General features: G+C 65.4%; 17 protein-coding genes. 3 read left to right on the forward strand and 14 right to left on the reverse strand.

The features are described 5' to 3' along the window. Window positions 1–5: 5 nt before the first annotated feature. The 13 genes from G471_RS18180 to G471_RS0102410 form a co-directional block, all read right to left on the reverse strand. Window positions 6–2,444: a putative bifunctional diguanylate cyclase/phosphodiesterase gene (locus tag G471_RS18180; protein ID WP_081700064.1), complete on the reverse strand. Its 2,439-nt coding sequence runs from the start codon at window positions 2,442–2,444 to the stop codon at window positions 6–8. Between the two features lie 94 nt (window positions 2,445–2,538). Continuing rightward, entirely contained in the window at window positions 2,539–5,985 is a 3,447-nt protein-coding gene (locus G471_RS18185; protein WP_051295222.1) for an ATP-binding protein, read from the reverse strand. A gap of 2 nt (window positions 5,986–5,987) precedes the next feature. Then, a complete protein-coding gene (locus G471_RS19010; RefSeq protein WP_028993911.1) occupies window positions 5,988–6,344 on the reverse strand; it encodes a hypothetical protein in 357 nt (118 codons plus the stop codon). Further along, complete coding sequence (locus G471_RS0102365; protein WP_028993912.1) at window positions 6,341–7,852, reverse strand: complex I subunit 5 family protein; 1,512 nt, start codon at window positions 7,850–7,852, stop codon at window positions 6,341–6,343. Before G471_RS0102365 ends, G471_RS19010 begins: the two co-directional genes overlap by 4 nt. Further along, complete coding sequence (locus tag G471_RS0102370; RefSeq protein WP_028993913.1) at window positions 7,849–9,300, reverse strand: complex I subunit 5 family protein; 1,452 nt, start codon at window positions 9,298–9,300, stop codon at window positions 7,849–7,851. The genes G471_RS0102365 and G471_RS0102370 overlap by 4 nt, the downstream gene beginning before the upstream one ends. Continuing rightward, window positions 9,297–9,647, reverse strand: a complete 351-nt coding sequence (locus G471_RS16430) for an NADH-quinone oxidoreductase subunit K (protein ID WP_081700066.1) — start codon at window positions 9,645–9,647, stop codon at window positions 9,297–9,299. Before G471_RS16430 ends, G471_RS0102370 begins: the two co-directional genes overlap by 4 nt. Beyond that, window positions 9,644–10,294: an MnhB domain-containing protein gene (locus G471_RS0102380; RefSeq protein ID WP_043420629.1), complete on the reverse strand. Its 651-nt coding sequence runs from the start codon at window positions 10,292–10,294 to the stop codon at window positions 9,644–9,646. Before G471_RS0102380 ends, G471_RS16430 begins: the two co-directional genes overlap by 4 nt. Continuing rightward, window positions 10,291–10,554 (reverse strand): Na(+)/H(+) antiporter subunit B, encoded by a 264-nt coding sequence (locus tag G471_RS19305; RefSeq protein ID WP_028993915.1) that lies wholly within the window; start codon window positions 10,552–10,554, stop codon window positions 10,291–10,293. The genes G471_RS0102380 and G471_RS19305 overlap by 4 nt, the downstream gene beginning before the upstream one ends. Beyond that, window positions 10,551–10,856 carry a cation:proton antiporter gene (locus G471_RS0102390; RefSeq protein WP_028993916.1) on the reverse strand — a complete coding sequence of 102 codons (306 nt, stop codon included), beginning with the start codon at window positions 10,854–10,856 and terminating at the stop codon, window positions 10,551–10,553. The genes G471_RS19305 and G471_RS0102390 overlap by 4 nt, the downstream gene beginning before the upstream one ends. Next, window positions 10,846–11,136 (reverse strand): MrpF/PhaF family protein, encoded by a 291-nt coding sequence (locus G471_RS0102395; RefSeq protein ID WP_051295223.1) that lies wholly within the window; start codon window positions 11,134–11,136, stop codon window positions 10,846–10,848. Before G471_RS0102395 ends, G471_RS0102390 begins: the two co-directional genes overlap by 11 nt. After that, complete coding sequence (locus G471_RS18190) at window positions 11,133–11,639, reverse strand: Na+/H+ antiporter subunit E (RefSeq protein ID WP_051295224.1); 507 nt, start codon at window positions 11,637–11,639, stop codon at window positions 11,133–11,135. The genes G471_RS0102395 and G471_RS18190 overlap by 4 nt, the downstream gene beginning before the upstream one ends. 46 nt (window positions 11,640–11,685) lie before the next feature. Next, the gene (locus G471_RS0102405; RefSeq protein ID WP_028993918.1) at window positions 11,686–14,370 is read right to left on the reverse strand and encodes a cation-transporting P-type ATPase; all 2,685 of its coding nucleotides are present in this window, start codon (window positions 14,368–14,370) and stop codon (window positions 11,686–11,688) included. A 17-nt stretch (window positions 14,371–14,387) separates the two neighbouring features. Beyond that, complete coding sequence (locus tag G471_RS0102410) at window positions 14,388–14,858, reverse strand: SRPBCC family protein (protein ID WP_028993919.1); 471 nt, start codon at window positions 14,856–14,858, stop codon at window positions 14,388–14,390. Window positions 14,859–14,880: 22 nt separating this feature from the next. Here G471_RS0102410 and G471_RS0102415 point away from each other — a divergent pair, with 22 nt between their 5' ends. Genes G471_RS0102415 through G471_RS16440 form a run of 3 tightly spaced genes read left to right on the forward strand, consistent with a single transcriptional unit; the run spans window position 14,881 to window position 19,006 of the window. After that, a complete protein-coding gene (locus G471_RS0102415; RefSeq protein WP_028993920.1) occupies window positions 14,881–15,588 on the forward strand; it encodes a pseudouridine synthase in 708 nt (235 codons plus the stop codon). Next, the gene (locus G471_RS0102420; RefSeq protein WP_028993921.1) at window positions 15,585–16,499 is read left to right on the forward strand and encodes a hydrogen peroxide-inducible genes activator; all 915 of its coding nucleotides are present in this window, start codon (window positions 15,585–15,587) and stop codon (window positions 16,497–16,499) included. Before G471_RS0102415 ends, G471_RS0102420 begins: the two co-directional genes overlap by 4 nt. Window positions 16,500–16,507: 8 nt before the next feature. Continuing rightward, window positions 16,508–19,006, forward strand: coding sequence for an ATP-binding protein (locus G471_RS16440; RefSeq protein WP_051295226.1), 2,499 nt, complete (start codon window positions 16,508–16,510; stop codon window positions 19,004–19,006). Window positions 19,007–19,010: 4 nt separating this feature from the next. Here G471_RS16440 and G471_RS16445 read toward each other — a convergent pair whose 3' ends face one another. Further along, window positions 19,011–21,914, reverse strand: coding sequence for a transporter substrate-binding domain-containing diguanylate cyclase (locus tag G471_RS16445; RefSeq protein ID WP_051295227.1), 2,904 nt, complete (start codon window positions 21,912–21,914; stop codon window positions 19,011–19,013). Window positions 21,915–21,956 lie beyond the last annotated feature (42 nt).

Genomic DNA, 21,956 nt, shown 5'->3' on the forward strand with positions numbered 1-21,956 from the left:
TTTTCTTATCTCGGGGGAGGCTGATACGGTTTTTCGGTCAGGCCTTTCTCGTTGATCCAGCTATGCGCCGGCTGTGGTCGTCCAAACAGGTAACCCTGCAGCAGCCGGCAGCCCATCTGTTGTAGCAATGCTAGTTGCTCGGGCGTTTCAACGCCTTCGGTGACCACCCTCAAATCCAGATCCGCCGCCATCGACACGATCGCACGCACGATCTTCTGGTCCGATGAACTTACGGTCAGGTTGCGGATGAAGGACTGGTCGATCTTGATGATGTTCACCATGAAGCTGGACAGGTAGCTCATCGACGAATAACCGGTGCCGAAATCGTCAATGGCGATCCGCAAGCCGAGTTCCCGCAGGCGCCTCAATACTTCGGTGACGCCACCGCTGTCGCCAAGCAGCATGTCCTCGGTCACCTCCAGAATCAGTCGCTCAGCCGGCATGCCTTCTTCGGCCAGGATGGCAGCGACGCGCTCGGGAAAATCTTCGGCATTGATGTCGCTGACCGAGACATTCACCCCCAGGTAGGGGGCTGAGGGTGCTGCCAGATAGGGGATGAAAGCCCTGCTGGCTGAACGCAGCATGCTCAGCGTCAGCTCGCGGATGCAACCGGTTTCGATGGCCGCATGAATGAATTCTGGCGGCGGAACCCAGCCCAATTCCGGGTGCTGCCAGCGAGCCAGGGCTTCAAAGCCTGCTATCCCCTGCGTGTTACTTTCGACGATGGGCTGGAAATACACCTGGATGTCGCCATTGGCCACGGCATTGGGCAGCCAGGCTTCGAGACGGAATTGGCGTAGCGCGCGTTCGTGAATATTTCGGTCAAACACCACCACTTGGTTGCCGCGTTCCCGTTTGGCTTCGTGCATGGCGGTATCCGCTTCGCGCAACAGACGGTCTCGATCCACTTCTCCTGTAGTGCACCGGGCCACACCAAACGCTGCCGTTACCGACAAACGGTGTCCTGCGACGTGAAAAGGTTCGCTCAGTACGCGCTCGCACTGGTGACAAAGTGTTGCCAGATCGTTCGTTTCATCTAATTGCCGCAGGATGACGAAGGCGTCACCGCTGAAGCGGATAAGCTGGCTCCGTCCATCGAGAAGGCTGGACAATCGTTCCGCAACAGAGGAAACCACCTCGTCTCCGAAGGAGTGGCCATAGGTATCGTTGATAAGCTGGAAGCGGTTGACGTCCGCCATCACCAGCGCAATGGTGTGTCCTGAACCCCATTTCCCCTGGGCGAGTTGCTCGCTGAGCCAAGCACGGTTCGGCAATCCGGTCAGATCGTCATGGGTTGCCTGGTAGTGCAGGGCTGCGTGGCGCGAAGCGAGAATGCGGCTACGGATCAGCACCCCAGCGATCACCAGAATAAGTGCGACAATGACGGCAAGAAAGCCGAGCAAGGTGCTGCGGTATTCCGGATCGAACATTGAAGGCGGTCGGTTAATTATCTGGCTTCCCGGCGGCAAGGCTCGTTCGGAGATGCCGAACCGGTGCAGTTCCCGGTAATCGAACAGCTTTGCCAGGGGCGTTTCATAGACGATGGGAATTGATTCCGGCGCTTCGCCTGCAAGTATTCGCTGCGCCATGCGCGCCATCAACCGACCGTTTTCCAGTCCACTGTTCATGTAGCCGCCCAACGCACCGAGGCCGACGGTGGCGTCTAGATCGGAGTAGACCGGTCGGGTGGTGCGAGCATGCACGTGGGCGACCAATTCCTCTGGGCCATAAGGTCGTCCGCCGTCGATACGAGGTTGAGCTCCCAGGGCGAACAACAGGGTGTCCTCGCCGAGGAGCGGCAGGCGCCCCTCGACTTCGGCAAGGTTGCGCGTTACCCAGTGTTCCACCGCAATTCCAGTTCCTAGTTGCGTCAGCGCTTCGGTGACATGCTGTCGTATGCCAGCTCCCGACTCGTCCTCTGCGGTCAGGAATACCAGTCGCTTGACCTCCGGGTGCAGGCGCAGGGCCAAGTCGAGAGTTCGTGTGAAATCGAATCGTTCGGCGATGCCGGTGACACCGGACCGACTACCTATGATCTGGCCTGGGTCGTTGTTGATGCCGGAAAACACGATGGGTATGCCGGCAAATCTTTCCTGATGAACGGCGAATTCCAGCGCATTGTCGTCAACCGTTACCACCAGGTCGAAATCTTGCCCGGCATATTTTTCGCTCAGGTAGCGTGCGAAGTGTCGGCGTGCGTCTTGATCGGGGCGGCGCTTGGTGTCCATCCACTCGATATGCAGCGTTGGGCGAGCTGCCATGACACCACCCCACTCCTCGAAACCATCGAGGATGCGGTCCTCCCAAGTGTAGCCGTGGTGGTAAGACATCAAAACGAGCACCCGGGGGACTTCCTGGGCCGCAAACAGTCCGCTTGTCAGAACGAATTGCAACAGGCTGGCAACTAGCCAATGCCGCCAGGCTGGTATTCCGCTTCCCGACATTCATGGCTCCTTTGGTGGGTCTGGTCTTTTTTTTCTAAGGGTACTTTATCAGCTTCGACTTCTCTACCGACGTGTTATCAAAACCTGTTCGGACTCACGCCGTGCTTCCGTTGTTGGCATCCAGCCAGTGCAGCAGGCTGGCGAACAGTTGTTCCGGGATGACCGGTTTGCCGATGTGGTCGTTCATGCCGGCGTCGAGGCAGCGTTGCCGGTCTTCGGCGAAGGCGTTGGCGGTCATGGCCAGGATCGGGGTGTCGCGGTTCAGGCTGTCGGCGCGGATGGCGCGGCTGGCTTCGATGCCGTTCATCAGCGGCATTTGCATGTCCATCAGGATCAATGCGTAGTGCGTCTGGTGGGCGAGATCGACAGCTTCCTGGCCGTTGTTGGCGAGGTCGATGCGTATCCCCGTTTCTTCCAGCAAGCCGAGCGTGACTTCCTGGTTGATCGGCTCGTCTTCGGCGAGCAGGATGCGGCAGCCACGGTGGCGCCGGCTGAGTTGGGCTTCGGCCGATTCCTCGGGCACGATGGTGGCGGGCTGCGGCGCATGGGCGGCCGCCTTGCGCAGGCGGATGGTGAACCAGAAGCAGCTACCCCGGCCGGGTGCGCTGTCCACCCCGATTTCACCGCCCATCAGGTGCACCAGCTTCTTGCTGATCGCCAGCCCGAGGCCGGTGCCGCCATACTTGCGCGTGGTCGAGCTGTCGGCCTGCTCGAAGGCATTGAACAGCCGGCGCACGTGCTCGGCGTCGATGCCGATGCCGGTATCGCGGATGGCGAAACGCAGCAGGCTGTCGTCGGCGGTCGATTCGAGGACCGAGACGCTGACGACGACTTCGCCGCGTTCGGTGAATTTGACGGCATTGCCGGCCAGGTTGGTGAGTACCTGGCCGAGCCGCAGGGCATCGCCGCTGAAGTTGCCGGTAGCGTCGGATGGCAGCGGGTCGATGCGGAATTCGAGGCGTTTTTCGGCAGCCTTGTGACCTAGCAGGTCAGCCAGGTTGTCGAGTACCTGCTCGAGACGGAATTCCGCATTTTCCAGGCCAAGGTGCTCGGCTTCGATCTTCGACAGGTCGAGGATGTCGTTGAGGATCAGCAGCAGGCGATTGGCTGCCTCCATGGCCCGGTCCAGCTGGTGCTGCATCTTCTGGTCGGCCACCCGGGCGCGGACCAGCGAAACCATGCCCATGATGCCGTGCATCGGGGTGCGCAGCTCGTGGCTCATGTTGGCGAGGAAGGCGGATTTCGCCTTGTTCGCCGACTCGGCAGCCTCCTTGGCTTGCTGCAGGGTCTGGTTGGCAATCTCCAGGTCGACGTTGAGTGCCTGGATGCGTGCTTCCGAGCGCATCCGCTCGGCGATTTCGATTTCCATGCGCTCGTTGCCGCTGCGCAGTTCGGCGGCCTGGCGTTCGAGGCTGTCGGTGTGGTCGCGCAGTTGCCGGGCCATGTCGTCGATGGCTTCGTAGAGGCTGGAGACTTCGCGCAAGGGCGTGCTGTCACCGCCGGTCGGGCGCCAGTTGCCGGCGGCGATGCCGGCAGCGGCGCCGGACAGGCGGATCAGCGGGCGCGAGATCCAGTCGCTGGCGAGCAGGCCGATGAATATGCCGAAACCGGTGACCAGCAGGCCGAGGTAGATGACGTTCTGCAGCATGCTGCTGGCCAGCGTGTCGAAATGCGATTGCGGCAGGATCAGGCCGATGTTCAGGACTTGTCCCTGTTCCAGCTGGTGTCGGCGCCAGTCGACCAGATAGCGCTTTTCGTCGACCAGCACGAAGGCGCTGCCCTCGGGCTTGCCGTCGTCGCGCATGGTCTCTCCGGCGGCGCGCAGCAGGGGATCGTCGCTGCCGGCCAGGGTGATCCGGATCGTTTCTCCGTTGGTCCGGTAGATCGGGTGCCTGCTGGAACTGGCCAGCAGCTTGCCGTCGCTTTCGGCGAGGAAGGCGATTCCCCCGGAGTCCTCGCTCATTTCGGCAAGCAGGGTCGATAGTTGGGACAGGGCGACGTCGGCGGTAGTGACGCCGATGAAGCGACCGGCCGGATCGTGGAGCGGCGACGACATGCCGATGCCCATGGTGTCGTAAGCGCCCTGGGCGTCGTTGATGGCGTAGCGGTAGGCGGGGTACCAGGCGATGCGGCCGTTTTCGCGGGCGGCAACGAACCATGGACGGGTGCGCGCATCGAAGGCGTTGTTGGTCTGGGTTACCAGTGTGGTTGGCCGGGCTGCATCGTCCACCCGGTAAATGTGCATGCTCCGGTTGTCGGCAATGCGGGCATGCAGCAGGCGCAGGCCGCGGTCGGCACCGAGTGGTGGCCGGCTGCCGGCATAGTATTCGCCGTCGGTCATGCCGGCGGAGATGAAGGTCAGCAGGGGTTGCTGGCGGATCTGCAGGAGGAAGTCCTGCATCATCCGCTCGCGCTGATCGGGATCAAGCAAGCCGGCGCGGGCTTGCTCGACATTGAAGGCGACAACCCGTCTGGGTACTTCGAAAAAGGCCGCAACCCGGTCATGGATGCGTTCGCCGAGTGCGTCGGCCATGTTCTGGGCGAAGCGGTCGGCGGCCTGGCGGGCATTGACGTAGGAAATCCAGCCGCTGACGACGACAATGGGCAACAGGACGAGCAGCAGGGAACCGATCAGGAAGGTGCGCAGGCCGATGCGGCCGACTCGAGTCACCGGGTTGTCGTTGTGGTGGCGGAACAACTGACGCAGCATCAGGGCCAGGGTCAGCAAGGCAATCACGCCGCGGGTCAGCCACTGGCGCAGCGTGTTGTAGGGGTCGCCGGCCAGTGGCTTGGCGGCCAGGCGCCATTCGCCGCCGGGCAGATGGACGTCGATGGCAACATGCGCCTGCTTGAACAGCGCCGGGTCTCCATAAAATACTTCCCCGCTCGCACCGGCGCCGTCGCGACCGCGGATGGCCAGGGTGAAGCTGCTGTCGCGGCCGATCAGGCCGGCATCGGCGAGCACCCCGTCGAGATCGATGGCCGAGGAGACGACGCCCCGGAATTCCTCTGCCTGCCCCTCGCCGACGGAAAAATAGATCGGTGTGCGGCTGACCAGGCCGGGGCGGCCGCTCTGTACCAGGTCGATAGGCCCGGTCAGCACCGTGTCGCGGACGGCCAGCATGCGCTCGATGCCGGTCATGATGTAGGGCCGGTTGGCGTAATTCATCCCCTGGACAGCTTCGTTACCGGCGAAGGGATGGACGAAAACCACTTCGTAATGGCGCGACAGCGTCAGGTTGATGATGTTGCGGTGTTCGTTGATCAGCTTGTCGGAGAGTTCGCGCAGGCGGGCTTCGTCGAAGTTGAGGTCGGGCGGCAGGGTCGCGGCGAAATCGTAGTGAATCTGCTTGTGGTTCTGCAGGTCGCGCTCAAGCCGCAGGGCAGCGGAGCGCAACTGCGTCTCGGTCTGTTGCAGGTCAAGTGCTTCGACTTGTTGCCGATCAACATGGGTCAGGACAATGGCCAGTAACCAGCCGCCGATGGCGATGGCCAGCAGTTGCAACCAGGTGCCGGCGGCAAGGTTGCGGAAGGGATTCACGCTTATTGGCCCAGCCCTTTGCGCAGGCGGTCGAGCAGCCAGGCAAAGCCGACCAGCAGGACGAGGCGCTGCAGCGTGTTGAACAGCAGCGGACCGCGTTCTAGTCCGCCGGCGCTCAGTTGCCGTTCGGCGAGGTACCACAGCACGGCAGCCAGCACGGCCAGCATGGCAGCTCGCGGCAGGCTGATGAACCAGGCGACGGCGGCGATCGGCAGCAGGAAAAAGAGGTGGAATTCATGGCTGGCCGGGCTGTTCATGCGCAGGTAACCGACCAGGCCGGTGACGACGATGGCGGCTGCCCAGATACCGATCTGGGCCAGCGGTTTGGGGCGTGCGGCGAAGAGGGAATTCAGGTTCATGGCGAGATGTTCGGGTATTCCCGCTCGGCAATCAAGCGTACCCAGGCCAGCGGGCTGAAACTGCTATCGGCGAACAGGGCGACGGCGACCGTCAACACGGCCGTGAACAGCGGCGGCAGAAGCAGCAGCCAGGCGGTTTCGCGCCGGCCGACCGGGTGGATTTCCTCGTGCGGCCAGTCGGGCGGCGGCAGCTTGAGCCAGGCCCGGTGGAGGATGGGCAGGAAATAGGCGGCGTTGAGCAGGCTAGACCCCCACAGCACCCAGATCGCCCAGTCCATGCCGGCGGCGCTGGCGCCGTCGGACAGCCAGGCCTTGCTCACCGCGCCAGCGGTCAGCGGCGCACCCATCATGCCCAGGGCGCCGATGCTGAAGGCCAGCGTGGTCAGCGGCATGCGCCGGCCGACCCCGTCCATTTCGCTGACCTTGTGGATGCCCAGGGTCTCGGCGTAATTGCCGGCGCAGAAGAACAGGGTGATCTTCATGATGCCTTGATGGACCAGGTGGACCAGGCCGCCGATGGTGCCGAGTGGCCCGAACAGCGCGACGCCGAGGACGATGTAGGAAACCTGGCTGACGGTCGAGAAGGCCAGCCGCTTCTTGAGGTCGTTCTGGAACAGCGCCCGGCTACTGCCCCAGAGGATGGTGACGGCAGCGATAACGGCCAGCGGCAGGAGCAGGCCAAGCGACTGGGCGAACTCGATGCCGTAGATTTCATAGACGATGCGGACGATACCGAAGGCGCCGGCCTTGACCACGGCGACCGCATGCAACAACGCCGAGACCGGCGCCGGCGCGACCATCGCCTGCGGCAACCAGCCGTGCAGCGGGACGATGGCGGCCTTGACGCCGACCCCGGCGATCAGCAGCGCGAAAATCAGCTGAAGGGTCAGCGGGTCCAGCCCCGGGATGGCGGCGAGCAGGCCGCCCTGGGTGAATTCGCCGGGGCCGGCCAGGTGGTCGAGCCAGACGATGCCGGCGAGCAGCGCGGCGCCGCCGGCCAGGGTGTAGGCAAGGTAGATGCTGCCGCCGCGCATGGCCTGCGGCGTGCCGCGATGGACGACCAGCGGGAAGGTGGCCAGCGTCAGCAACTCGTAGAAGACGAAGAAGGTGAACAGGTTGCCGGCCATGGCGATGCCCATGGTTGCGGTGACGCACAGGCTGAAGAAACCGAAGAAACGGCTGCGATGCGGCGCGTGTTCGAGGTAGCCGATGGCGTACAGCGTGGTGAACAGCCACAGCACCGCCGACAGCGTGACGAAGAGCAGGGCCAGGGCGTCGGCCTTGAAGACGATTTCGATGCCGGGGGCGATGGCATGGCGCAGGCCGTATTCCTCTCCGGCGGCGACGCCGGCAATGAGCAGCCCGACCAGCCCGGCCTTGGCCAGCGCGCCGGCGAGGTTGAGCGCGGTGCGCAGGGCGACGCGCTTTTCCGGCAGGGCGAAGATGATCAGCCCCGGTAACAGCGACGAGGCGATCACCGCCAGCGGCAGCCACTGGTTGCTGGTCATGGCTGGACTCCGGCGATCAGGGCGAGCAGCGGCGCCGCGCCCAGGCCGATCAGCACGCTGCCGGCGGCCAGCGCGAACGCCGTCCATTCGAGCAGCGCTGCCGGCCGCTGCGGCAGCGGCACGTCATCGTGCGTGGTCGGGCGGCGGAAAGCCAGGCGCAGCACGCGGAAGACGTAGATGCCGGCAAGCAGCCCGCCGCTGAGCGCGACGACGACAATCCACGGTTGACCGGCGGCGAGCGCCGCGTCGATCAGCAGCCACTTGGCCAGGAAACCGCCCGACGGTGGCAGACCCATCAGCGTCACCCCGGCTAGCGCGAAAGCGAACAAGCTCACCGGCAGATGCGCGGCGGCACCGGCGACGCCGAGCACACGGTCGCTGCCGCCGACCTTGATCAGCGTGCCGGCGGCGACGAACATCGCCGCCTTCGCCAGGCCATGCGCCGTCGCCTGCAGGATGCCGGCCTGCAGCGCCAGGGCGCCGGTGCCGAGCAGCGGGAAGATGAGGAACAGGTAGCCCAGCTGGGCGACCGTCGAATAGGCGACCAGCATCTTCAGCCGGTCGGCGCGGATGGCCCGCCACGACCCCCAGAGGATGGCGGTGGCGCCGAGCGCGGCCGGCACCTGGGCGAGCGCCGGCAGGGCCTCGCTCAGCGCGGCGAAGGGGCCGAGCCAGAGACGCAGGAAGAGGTAGAACGAGGCCTTGACCACCAGCGCCGAGAGCAGCGCCGACACCGGCGCCGGGGCGCCGCCGTGGGCCGGCGGCAGCCAGAAGTGGAAGGGCAGCAGGGCGGTTTTCAGCAGCAGCCCGGTCAGCATCAGGCCGCCGGCCAGCCACACGGCGAGCGGCGCCTCACTGGTGATCAGGCTGCCGAGCAGGCTGGCCGAGACGGTGCCGTAACTGCCGTAGATCAGCGCCACGCCGAACAGGTAGGCGCCCGAGCCGACCAGCGTCGCCAGCAGGTAGCGCAAGGCGGCGGCGATCTGCGCCGCGCCGCCGCCGGCAGCGACCAGACCGACGGCGGCCAGGCCGACCAGTTCCAGCGTCACGTAGAGGTTGAACAGGTCGCCGGAGAGGAAGAGCGCGTTCATGCCGGCCAGCAGGAAGCCGGTCAGCGGCCAGAAGGCGGGCGGCGTGGCTTGGCTGAAATAGCTGCGGGCGTAGAGCGCCAGCGTCAGCGCGACGCCTTGGGTGAGCAGCAGCATGACCAGCGACAGGCCGTCGGCAACCAGGCGGATGCCCAGCGGCTCGGCCCAGCCGCCGGCTAGGTGGCCGATGCTGCCGTGACTGGCAACGTCGCCAGCCAGCGCGATGACGCACAGCAGCTGGCCGCCGATGCCGGCCAGTGCCAGCATCGGTCCATGGCGGTCGGCGGCGAGGAAGGCCAGCGTTGCCCACAACAACGGCAGCAGGATCAGCCAGGCGAGCGGATCGAGCAACGGGGTCATCGGCCGACCTTCCGTCTGTCGTTGGCCATGCGCCGCGCCCGGCTGCCGGCGTCGCCGACGCGGGCGATGTCCTCGCGTCCGGTCAGCGCGTGCCAGCGCCGGGCCAGGGTCAGCGCCAGTGCCGTGGCGGCCACGGCGACGACGATGCCGGTCAGCACCATGGCCTGCGGCACCGGGTCCGGCGTGCCGTCGCGCTGGGCCAGCCCGACCAGGACCAGGAAGGCGCCGCTGCCCATCAGGTTGAAGGCGAGGATGCGGCGCAACAAGGCCTTGAGTAGCAGCACGCCGCCGAGTCCGAGGACGAACAGCAGGCAGCCGGTGGCGGCGTAGATCAGGCCGGCGCTCATGTCTTGTCCGCCCGGAGCAGGAAGAAGGCCGCCAGGTTGACCGCCAGCGAGACGGTCAATCCGCTCTCGATCAACACGATCAGCAGGCCGGCGTGTTCCGGCGGATAGCGCAGCAGGCCGCCGTTAGCCAGCAGCGCGGCGGCGATGGCGAGAAAGAGCAGGAAGCCGCCGGCGATTGCCAGCCGGGGGCCGCGCCGGTCGCGTGGCCAGGGGGCGAGGATTTCGGCCAGGTGCAGCAGCACGGCCGCAGCGGCGAGCACGGCGGCGGCCTGGAAGGCGCCGCCGGGGCGGAAGGCGCCGGCCCACAGCAGATAGACGGCGGCCAGCACCATCAGCGGCACGGCCAGGCGGGCCAGGGTCGGCAGCATGGCGTTGCGGCTGCCGGTCGGTGGTGGCGGCGGCAGGCCGGCGGCGAGCATGCCGAGCAAGGCGATGATCAGGACGGCGACTTCTAGGAAGGTGTCGTAGCCGCGAAAGTTGAGCAGTACGGCGGTGACCGGGTGACTGACGCCGCTGGCGCCGAGGTTGGTGGCGACTTCTCCGGCCAGCTTGACCGGTGCCGGCGGTAGGCCAAGGACGGCGACCAGCAGCGCGGCGGCGAGGCCGAGCAGGGCGACAACGGTCAGGCTGCGCCACAGGGCTTTCATGATTGGCCTTCCTCGTCGTCCGGGCGGCGGGCGCGCAGCGCGGCGACCGCGTCGAGCAGCAGGGCGCCGGTCAGGCCGGCGCCGATGGCGGCTTCGGCGAGCGCGATGTCGGGGGCGTCGAGACGCGCCCAGGCCAGCGTCAGCAAGAGGCCGAAGACGATGAACAGGATCACCGCCCGGCCGATCTGCGGCGTCGCCAGCGTGCGCCAGGCGCTCCACAGCAGCGCGGCGGCGAGCAACAGGTCGAAGGCGGTGCTCATGGTTGCCGCTCCTGCCAGGGCGCGACGCCCAGGCGTTCGGCGCGGCGGGCGATGCTGTAGCCGACGGCGGCACTGGCGATCAGTGCCAGCGGCCAGATCGCCAGCAGCTTGAGCGCCACGGCCAGGCTGTCAGCCTGTAGTGCCAGCCCGGCGAGCACGCAGCCGAGCCCGAGGTTGTCGGCCTTGGCCAGCGCGTGCAGGCGGGTGTAGATGTCGGGAAAACGCAGCAGGCCGACGGTGCCGGCGAAGAAGAACGCGGCGCCGGCGAGGAGGAGCAGGGCGGAGAGCAGGTCAAGGAGCATCGTCTTCCTCTCCCGGTTTCTGCCAGGCGCGTTGGGCGAAGGCGATGCCGCTGATGGCGGCGAGCAGGGCCAGCGTCAGGGCGACGTCGACCAGTGCCGGATGACCGCCGGCAAAGGCCAGCAGGACGAGGATGCCGACGCCGGTGCTGCCGAACAGCAGCGCCGCCAACATGCGGTCGGCCGGGGTCGGGCCGCGCGCTGCCCGCCACAACGCGGCGATCAGGTTGAGCAGCAGGAAGATGGCCAGTCCCAGGCTGAGCGTAGCGATGTCGAGGTTCATCGTGCCTCCCTGAAGACGGCGGCGACGCGATTGGCTAGGCGGGCGGCATCGTCGGCGAGCGGTTGCCGCCGGTCGAGGACATGGACGAGCAGCGTGTCGCCCTGCAGGCGCACGCCGAGCGTGCCCGGCATCAGGCTAAGGGCGGCGGTGAATAGCAGGCGGGGCAGCCCCGGGGGCAGGGTCAGCGGTACTTCGATCAGCGCCGGTCGCAGGGCCGGTTGCCGCTGCAATGCCAGTCCGGCGACCTGGATGCCGCCGGCCAGCGACTGGCGGACGAACCAGACGAGAAAACGGAGCAGTCCGCCGGCCGAGATCGGCAGCAGGGTCTTCGCCGGCAGCAGCCACAGGCTGGCGGCGGTGGCACCGGCAACGCCGGCCAGTGCCAGCGGCCAGGCGTTCAGGTTGCCTTCGGCGGCTGCCAACCAGAGCAGCGCGAAGATGGCGCCCCGGCGCAGGGCGCTGCGGCTTGTCGTGGCATGGCTTGTCTGTTGGCGGTGGGGCATGGTTCGGCAAGCATCCTCATAGTTTCTAGAACAGACCGGCGGCAGCTCAGCCTGTTCCCACCAGCCAGCGCTTTTCCATTTCCATGATCAGGAAGATGACGCCGCCGATCGCCAGCGGTACCAGCCAGTGGCGCAGCGCCAGCGGCGTCGTGCCGAAGGCGCTGTTCATCAGCGGCAGGTAGACGAAGGCCAGTTGCAGCAGGAACAGCACGCCGACAGCGAGCCAGACCGCTCGGTTGGTGAACAGGAGGTCGAGACGCAGGCTGGAGGTGGTCAGGAAGCGGGCGTTGAAGAGATAGAAAGCTTGGGCGACGACCAGCGTGTTGACGGCCATGGTGCGGGCTAGATCAATCGGCATGCCGAGTGCCAGCTCGACTTCGAACATGGCGATGGTAGCGCCGCCGATGAGCAGCGAGACGATGGCCAGACGGATGATGAACGTGCGGTCGAGGATCGGCGTGCCCGGCTTGCGCGGCGGGCGCCGCATGATGCCCGGTTCGGCCGGTTCGAAGGCCAGGGCCATGGCCAGGGTGATGGCGACGACCATGTTCACCCACAGGATCTGCACCGGGGTCAGCGGCAGGGTCAGTCCGAACAGGACCGCCGCCAGCATCACGAAACCCTGGCCGCCGTTGGTCGGCAGGATGAACAGGATGGCTTTCTTCAGGTTGTCGTAGATGGTCCGGCCTTCTTCGACGGCGCGTTCGATCGACGAGAAGTTGTCGTCGGCGAGGACGATTTCGGCGGCTTCCTTGGTTGCCTCGGTGCCCTTGATGCCCATCGCCACGCCAACGTCGGCGCGCTTCAGCGCCGGCGCGTCGTTGACGCCGTCGCCGGTCATGGCGACGACCTCGCCGTTGGCCTGCAGCGCGGTGACGATGCGCAGCTTGTGCTCGGGGCTGGTGCGGGCAAAGATGTCGCAGTCGCGGACGAGGTGGCGCAGCGCTTCGTCGTCGGCGGCTTCCAGTTCGGTACCGGTGACGACCTTGAGCGTATCCGCCGTGCCGATGCCCATCTCGATGCCGATGGCGCGGGCGGTGCCGGCGTGGTCGCCGGTGATCATCTTGACCCGGATGCCGGCGCCGTGACACGAGGCGATGGCCTGGATGGCCTCCGGTCGCGGCGGGTCGATGATGCCGACCAGGCCGATGAAGATCATGCCGCTGTCGAGGTCGTCGATGCCCAGATGCTGGCGGCCGTCGTCGATCGGGCGGGCAGCGGCGGCGAGCACGCGCAGGCCTTCCTGGCTGAGGCGGTCGATCTCGCGCTCCCAGTAGGCGCGGTCGAGCGCCTGCGGCGTGCCGTCGGCGCCCAGTTCTTCGGCGCAGCGGTCGAGCAGGCGGTCGGGCGCGCCCTTCAGCAGGATGCGGCGCAGGCCGGCCGGGGTGTCGGCCAGCGTCGCCATGAACTTGTTCACCGACTCGAAGGGGATGGTTGCATGCCGGGTGTGCCGCTCGGCAGAGAATCCGGCCTTGTGCGCCAGCGTGCGCAGCGCGCCTTCGGTCGGTTCGCCGGTGACCCGCCACTGGCCAGCGTCTTCAGCGACGTGGGTGTCGTTGGCAACGGCGACGACTTCGATCAGCGCGTGCAGGTGCGCGTGTTCGGCCAGTTCGATCAGTTGCCCGTCGAGCGTGATCTGGCCCTGCGGCGCGTAGCCGGTGCCGCTGACCAGGTAGCTACCGGCGCGGGTGATGACGTGGCGGGCGGTCATTTCGTTCTTGGTCAGCGTGCCGGTCTTGTCGGAGCAGACGACGGTCACCGAACCCAGCGTCTCGACAGCGGTCAGCTTGCGGGTGATGGCGTTGCAGCGGGCCATGCGCTGCACGCCAAGGGCCAGCGTGATGGTCAGGATGGCCGGCAGGCCTTCGGGAATGGCGGCGACGGCGAAGCCGATGGCGGCGAGGAAGACTTCGCCGAGCGGGAAGGCATGCAGCCCGATGCCGACCGCGACCATCAGTGCAGCGAGGCCGACGATGACCACCGACAACTGCTTGCTGAACTGCGCCATCTGCCGGGTCAGCGGCGTCTGCAGGGTTTCGACTTCGGCGATCAGGCGGTTGATGCGGCCGATCTCGGTGTTCGGGCCGGTGGCGGTGATCACGCCCAGGCCCCGGCCGGCGGCGACCAGGGTGCCGGAATAGGCCATGCAGAAGCGGTCGCCGATGCCGGCGTCGGCCGCGACCGGGTCGGCGCTCTTGTCGCTGGGCACCGATTCGCCGGTCAGCGCCGATTCCTCGATGCGCAGGTTGGTCGCTTCGAGCAGGCGCAGGTCGGCCGGCACGCGGTCGCCCGATTTCAGGCGGACGATGTCGCCGGGCACCAGTCCGTCGGCGTCGATCTGCGTCCATTCGCCCTGGCGCCGGACCTGGGCGCTGGCTGACAGCATCTTGCGGATGCCGGCCAGGGCTTCCTCGGCCTTGCCTTCCTGGATGAAGCCGATGATTGCGTTGATGACGACGACGCCGACAATGACGCCGGTGTCGATCCAGTGACCGAGCAGCGCGGTGATGCCGGCAGCGATCAGCAGGATGTAGATGAGGATGTCGTGGAAGTGCTTGAAGAAGCGCTTGAGCAGGCTGTCTCGCGGCGGCGCGGGAAGGCGGTTGGGACCGGTTTCGGCGAGCCGGCGGGCGGCTTCCTGGGTCGTCAGGCCGTGGCTGTCCGACTGAAGTACTTCAAGAACCTGATCGCTGCGCTGGGCATGGGGCGGGGTACGGCGTGGCTGATTCACGAGGTCTCCGGAAATGCTTATTGGCAGGTACCCTCGGCGGCAAGGGTGCGGATGATGCGGACGCAGTCGAGGTCGGACTGGTGGTAAGCGGATTTGACGTACTCGATGTAGGCCGCTTCCTCGCTGCCGGCCTCGATCGCCAGTCCGGTGACGTAGCTGAAGCGCAGGAAAAGGTGGCCGTCGTGCGGTTCCTCGATGCGGATGGTCAGGCTGCCGCCGGGTTGTTCCGCGCTCGGTTCGATGTCGAAACAGACCGCCTGTTCCTCGGTCAGGGTGACGCGGTCGCGGATGCGGACGGCGCCGAAATCGAGTTCGCGCAAGGCGCTGTCGGCTTGCCGCTCAAGCATGGTGAAGTCGGCCAGTCCCGGCAGGAACAGCAGCGGATTGTCGACGCGATGGAGCAGGCCGAGCCAGAGCTGGCGGCGCGTCAGTTGCATGACCAGCGGGTTGCCGGGGTCGTTTATGGCAATCAGATGTTCGAAGTTCATGCGCCGATGGTAGCATCCTCACATGCAACTTGAACGTATCCTCCAAAGCCACGGCTTCGGCACCCGCAAGGCCTGCCGCGCCATGATCCGGCGCGAACGGGTGAGCGTCGCCGGGCAGATTGTCGACGACCCCTTTGCCGATCTCGCCACCGACGGGCTGGTCTTTTCCGTCGACGGGACCGATTGGCCGTTCCGCGAGCAGGCCAGCCTGCTGCTCTACAAACCCGCCGGTTACGAATGCTCGCGCAAGCCGCAGCATCATCCCTCGGTGCTCGAACTGCTGCCCCTGCCGCTGCGCGAGCGTGGCGTCCAGCCGATCGGCCGGCTCGACGAAGACACCACCGGGCTGCTGCTGATCACCGACGACGGGCAGCTCAATCACCAACTGTCCTCGGGCAAGCGCAAGGTGCCCAAGGTTTATCTGGCGACGGTCAAGCACGCGCTCGACGCCGCCCAGATCCAACAATTGCTCGCCGGCGTGCTGCTCCACGACGAGCCGGCGCCGATTGCCGCCGCCGCCGCCGAGATCGTCGACGATCATCAGCTGCGCCTGACCGTGACCGAAGGCAAATACCATCAGGTCAAGCGCATGGTCGCCGCCGTCGGTAACCGGGTCGAAGCCCTGCATCGCGAGGCACTGGCCGATCTGCGCCTGCCTGCCGGCCTCAAGCCGGGCGAATGGCGCTGGCTGGACGCCGAGGACATGAAACAACTGGGGGTGTCGCCATGACCCTGACCGAAATGCGTTACATCGTCGCCCTGGCGCGTGAGCGCCATTTCGGGCGGGCGGCGGAAGCCTGCCATGTCAGCCAGCCGACGCTGTCGGTGGCACTGAAGAAGGTCGAAGGACAGATCGGTACCGCGTTGTTCGAGCGCACCGCCAGCGACGTGCGCATCACCGCGCTCGGCGAACGCATCGTCGAGCAGGCCAAGCGCGTCCTCGACGAAGCGGTCAAGCTCGAGGAAATCGCCGAAGCCACCGGCGATCCGATGAGCGGCCAGTTGCGCGTCGGTATCATCTACACCATCGCGCCGTATCTTCTGCCGCAGCTGATTCCGGCGTTGAGCCGGCTGGCGCCGAAGATGCCGCTGTTCCTCAAGGAGGATTTCACGGCCAACCTGATCCCGGCGCTGAAGTCTGGCGAGCTCGACGTGATCGTCATCGCGCTGCCCTTTGCCGAACCGGGGCTGGTCGCCCAGCCAGTCTATGACGAGCCCTTCCGCGTCGTCGTCCCGGCCGGGCACGACTGGGTCGGACGCGAAAACATTCCGGCCGACGAACTCGACGGCCAGAACCTGTTGCTGCTCGGTCAGGGCAATTGCTTCCGCGACCAGGTGCTGGAATCCTGCCCGCGCCTGAGCGGTCAGGATGCGCTGGATCACTCGCTGGAAGGCAGTTCGCTGGAAACCATCCGCTACATGGTTGCCAGTGGTGCCGGCGTCGCCGTGATGCCGAGTACCGCCGCCGACCCGCTGATCGACAAGGAGCCGATGGTGCGCGTGCTGCCGTTTGCCGGCTCGCCGCCCGAACGCACGGTCGGCCTGGTCTGGCGGGTGACCTATCCGCGACCGCAGGCCATCGACGTGCTGCGGGCTGCAGTCCTGTCCTGTCAGCTACCCGGCGCCACGCCGCACCGCTGAGGTTTCACGTGAAACGCCCGACCGTCCTCCTGCTGACTTTACTGCTGGGGATGGTCTTGTCGGGTGTGGCGCAGGCGGTGCCGGAGCGCGTACGCGTGGTCGGCGACAAGAATTTCCCGCCCTATCTATTTCTCAGTGCCGACGGTCACCCGGAAGGCTATATCGTCGATCTGTGGCGCCTGTGGGAACGCAAGACCGGCATTCCCGTCGAGCTCAAGGCGATGGACTGGGCCGATGCCCAGGCCAGCCTCCTGGGGGGCGACGCCGACGTGATCGAGAACATCTACCGGACGCCGGGGCGCGAACCGCTGTATGAGTTTTCCCTACCCTATTCGACCCAGCGTAGCTTCATTTACAAGCACGAGAGCATCAGCGGCGTGGGTAGCCCGGCGACGCTCAAGGGTTTCCTGATCGGGGTCGAGGAGGGCGATGCCTGTGGCGAGGTGCTGGCTGCCCGGGGCATCACGACCTTGCAGTACTACCGCGATTACTCGCAGATGATCCAGGCGGCGATCGACCAGGAAATCAAGTTGTTCTGCCTCGATGAAGCGCCCGCCGCCTATTACCTGTACCGGTTCAAGGCCCAGGATCAGTTCCGCCAGGCTTTCGAGTTGTATCGCGGGGAAATGCGCCGTGCCGTGCGCAAGGGCAATGGCGAACTGCTGGCCATCGTCGAAGCCGGCATGGCGTCGATCAGCAAGGAGGAGCTGGCGGCGCTCCATGAGAAATGGATGGGCAAGCCGTTGTTGCTGGCGCCGTATGCCCGTTTCATCGGTCTTGGCCTGTCCATCCTGCTCTTGCTCGGCGCTGTTCTGGCGTTGTGGGTTTTCCTGTTGCGCCGCGTGGTCAACCAGCGCACGGCGGAACTGGAGATGCGGCGGGCGCAACTGAATACCGTCGTCAGCACGATTCCCGACCTGGTCTGGCTGAAGGATGTCGAGGGGACCTATCTGGCCTGCAATCGTCGCTTCGAGCAGTTGTTCGGGGCGACCGAAGCCGAGATTGTGGGGCGAACCGATTACGATTTCGTTGGCCAGGAACTGGCCGATTTCTTCCGCGAAAACGATCGCAAGGCAATGGCTGCTGGTTATCCGTCGCTCAATGAAGAGTGGCTGACTTTTGCCGAGGGCGGGGAGCGTCTGTTGTTCGAGACGATAAAAACACCGATGCTTGATCGCCAAGGGAAACTGATCGGAGTGCTTGGTATCGCCCGTGATATCACGCATCACCGTGAAACGGAAAACGAACTGAGGGCCAGCGAGGAAAAACTGCGTCGCTACCGCGAACAGCTCGAGGATCTGGTCGACGAACGCACCCGGCAACTGGCGCAGGCCCGGGACGCCGCCGAGAGCGCCAATCGGGCCAAGAGCGCATTTCTGGCCAACATGAGTCACGAAATCCGCACGCCGATGAATGCGATTATCGGCATGTCGCATGTGCTGCACCGCAAGCTTGCCGATCCCGAGCTGATCGACCGGCTGGACAAGATCGACGAGGCGGCGCGGCACCTGCTGGCAATCATCAACGACCTGCTCGACCTTTCCAAGATCGACGCCGACAAGCTGCAACTGGAGCAGCGGCCAGTCGAGCCGGCCGGCATCATGGACAATATCGTGTCCATGCTGGCGGTGCAGGCGAACGCCAAGGGCATCGAGTTGCGGTACCGGGTCGGTGACATGCCGGCCGGCTTGCAGGGTGACGGCGGACGCCTGATCCAGGCCTTCCTGAACCTGGCCAGTAATGCCGTCAAATTCACCGATCACGGCAGCGTCGAACTGTCGATCGATTGCGAGCGCGTTGAAGACGGTAGCGCCGTCCTGCGGTTCACGGTGGCTGACACGGGGATCGGGATCGTCCCGGAAGTCCTGCCCGAGTTGTTCCAATCCTTCCATCAGGCTGACAATTCGACTGCCCGGCGTTTTGGCGGTACCGGCCTGGGCCTGGCGATCACTCGCCGTCTGGCCCGCCTGATGGGCGGTGATGCCGGGGTAGAGAGCGAGATTGGACGGGGCAGCCGTTTCTGGTTTACTGCCCGTCTGGCTGTGGGCGAGGCGGCACCGCCGCTGCCCAAGCCGGCCGGCGGTGCCTTACGGGCCGATCAGGTGCTGCGGGCCGAATTCCTCGGTAGTCGCGTTCTGGTGGTGGAAGACGACCCGATCAATCAGGAAGTTGCCGTCGAACTGCTGCAGATGGTGGGTCTCGAGGTCGACGTGGCCGACGACGGCTTGCTGGCTTTGGACAAGGTGAGCCAGGCCCGCCGGCCGTTTGCCCTGATCCTGATGGATCTGCAGATGCCGCGTCTGGGCGGCCTGGAAACGCTGGCGCGCCTGCAGCAGATGCCGGGATTCTCGACACCGGTGGTCGCGATGACCGCCAACGCCTTCATCGAAGACCAGCAACGCTGCCGGGACGCCGGCATGGTCGATTTCATCGCCAAGCCGGTCGATCCGGTCCTGCTCTACGAGACCGTTCTCGAGTGGCTACGCCAGGGGAGAGCGACCGGCTGAGGGCTTATGCGTTTGCCGGCGGTTCGGTATCCAGCCGGTTCCGTCCGGCTGCCTTGGCCCGGTACAGGGCCTGATCGGCCTGCCTCAGCCAGGCTGCCGGATTGTCCGGCTGCTCGGGGATGCCATGCACCAGGCCGATGCTGATGGTGAAGGTGATCGGCTGTCCTTCCCAGGTGATCTGCAGGGCCGAAATATCGCTGCGCAAGGCTTCGAAATGGGCGAGGACTTCCTCTCGGGTGTCACCGCTCATGAAGGCGACGAATTCCTCGCCGCCGATCCGGGCGATGTTGTCGGTCTGGCGTCGCAGGTGCTGCTGCAGGCAGCGGGCCAGTTCGACCAGGCAGTGATCGCCAGCAGCGTGGCCGAGGCTGTCGTTGATCTTCTTGAAGTGATCGATGTCGATCATCGCCGTGGTAAAGGTCTGGGCGTTGCGCTGGCAACGCGAAAATTCCCGGGCAAACTCCTGCTCGAAGAACTGCCGGTTGCCGATCCCGGTCAGCGGGTCGGTGATGTTGAGTTGTGCCAGCTTCTGGTTGGCTTCGGCAAGTTGACGGTTGAGGCTGCCAAGCTTGCGGTTCCACAGTATCAACAGGGCCAGCGCGACGAAGATGATGCTGCCCCAGCGCCACAGCAGGGCGGTATCGATCCCCGGTTCGATGCGTATGGTTTGCCAGCGGCTTTCGATGCGTTGGCGATCGGCATCACTCAGGCTGGCCACCATTTTTTCGGCAATCGAAAACAGTTCGGGGAGATCGTTGCGCGTGGCCAGCGACAGCTTGCTGTCGACGGGAATACGGCTGACCACCTTGATATCGGCAAAACCCAGTTCGCGCAGATGGTAATTCACCGTGCTCAGCGTGCCGATATACCCCTCCAGCCTGCCCCGTTGGAGTTCGCGCAAGCCCTCCTTCTCGTTGTCGACCTCGACCAGTTCCAGTTGCGGGTAGCGACTGCGTAGCTGGTCGGCAATCGCATGGCCGCGCACGATGCCGACCTGGCGTCCGGCAAAGGCATCAAGGCCTTCGACAAACGGCGTTTCGATCCGCGCCAGAAGGACGTTCGGTGTTGTGTAGTAGGGCGCGGTGAAATTGAGGTGAATGCTCTGTTGCGGGGTCTGCACGGCCATCGTCAGCAGGTCGCAGCGACGTGCCTGCACGGCCTGCAGCGAGGCAAGCCAGGTGTTGGTCGGGACAATCTCGTAGGCGAGGTCGAACTGCTGGCTCATCCGCTCGAGATAGTCCGCGGCAATGCCGGCGTGGCGGCCGCCATCGAGTGCTTCGATCGGCATCCAGTCGGGGTCGGTACATACTTTCAACGGGCCATGCTGGCGTAACCACAATTTTTCGCCTTCGCTGAGCGCTTGCGGGGCCCCCGAATTATCGCGATAGCTGGCGCCCAGCCAGCGATTCTCGATGCTGCGTCGTTCAGTTGGCGTGATCGCCGCCAGTGCGCTGTCGAAAATCCCGACCAGCGGAGCCAGCCCCGGGCGCATGCCGAAGCGCAGGTCTTCGCCGGAGAAATCGGGCAGGATCAGTTCGCCGGCAATCGTGACGTTGGCCAGGCCCAGTTCGCGCACCCAGTGATTGCCGTTGTGCAGCGAGGCGATCACGACATCGACGCTGCCATCGGCCAGTGCCCGGAACATCGCATCCTGCGCACCGTAGGTGACGACTTGCTTGCCGAAGCGCTCGCGCAGGGCCTTTTCGTAAAAAATGCCTTCGCCGATGCCGATTTTCCGCTGGCCGAAATCCGGTGGGTCGGTCAGCCGGAAGCTGTGGTCGCGGGTGAAGGCGACGTTGGGGATGACGTGGTAAGGATCGGTGAAACGGGTGAAGGCCAGCCGGTCCGGCTGCCGGGAGATGTTGGTCAGGACATCGATTTCGCCGCGGCGAAGCAATTCGATCAGGACTGGCCAGCGGTCGACGACAGGGGTGACCGTCAGTCCGGTCAGATCCTGGATGCGCTCGAGGATGTCGATCGCCAGTCCCTGCGTCTTGCCGCCGTCGGCGAAGCTGAACGGGGCGTAGTCGCGCATGATGCCGACTCGCACCGGGCCGAGACGGCGGAGGTAATCGGTCTGTTCGCGGCTGAGCTGGAAATGCTGGGTTTCGCGGTTGCGACGCCCGCCGAATTCCTGCCAGACGGCCAGCATTTCCTGCATGCGGGCCGGCGGAATGGCTGCCAGGCCGGCGGCGATGACCTGATGGGCCTCGGGCTTTTCGCGGCGCACACCGATACGGAAGTCTTCCAGCTCGAAGCCGTCCATGGCCACGCGCCCGGCCACGCCGATCTGGTTGAAGCCTTCGCCGCGTGCCAGGTAGGCCAGGGTGACTTCCGGCCCGACAATGGCGTCCACCCAGCCGAAGGCCAGGGCGCGGATCAGGTTGGGTAGCGCGTCGTATTCGCTCAGTTGCAGGCCGTGGCGCTCAAGCGTGCTCTTGTAGAAGATGTTCTTGACGATGCCGACGCGATGGGGTTTCAGGTCCTCAAGGCTGGTGATCGGTGGCAGGCGGCGGTTCATGTCCTGCATGACGACCGTTTGCCGGTGATGGTAGGGCTCGGTGAACAGCGTGAAGGGTTTGCGGTCCTCGCGCAGCGAAATCTCGTCGATGGCGTCGATTTCGCCACGGACGAAGGCGGCGTAGATTTCCGGCCAGCTACCGGCCTTGTAGTCGAAGCGCAGCCCGGTCCGCCCCGAAATTTCTTCGAGAACGTCGATCGAGAAGCCTTCGAGTCGGCCGGCATGAACCGTGGAATAGGGGGCGTTGTCGGCAATTATGCCGATGCGGACGACGGGCTTTCCTGAAAGCCAGATTTGCGCGGCTGGGTCTAGCGTGACTTCTGCTGCAGTCGAAGCGCAGTACAGGATCAGGAACAGGGCGCCGAGATGGCGAAGGAAGTTGCGCATCGGCCCAGCTTAGCCGAGCGGCATGCCGGCTGCAAGCAGCCG

The organism is Azonexus hydrophilus DSM 23864, assembly GCF_000429605.1.
GTDB classification, from domain to species: Bacteria; Pseudomonadota; Gammaproteobacteria; order Burkholderiales; family Rhodocyclaceae; genus Azonexus; species Azonexus hydrophilus.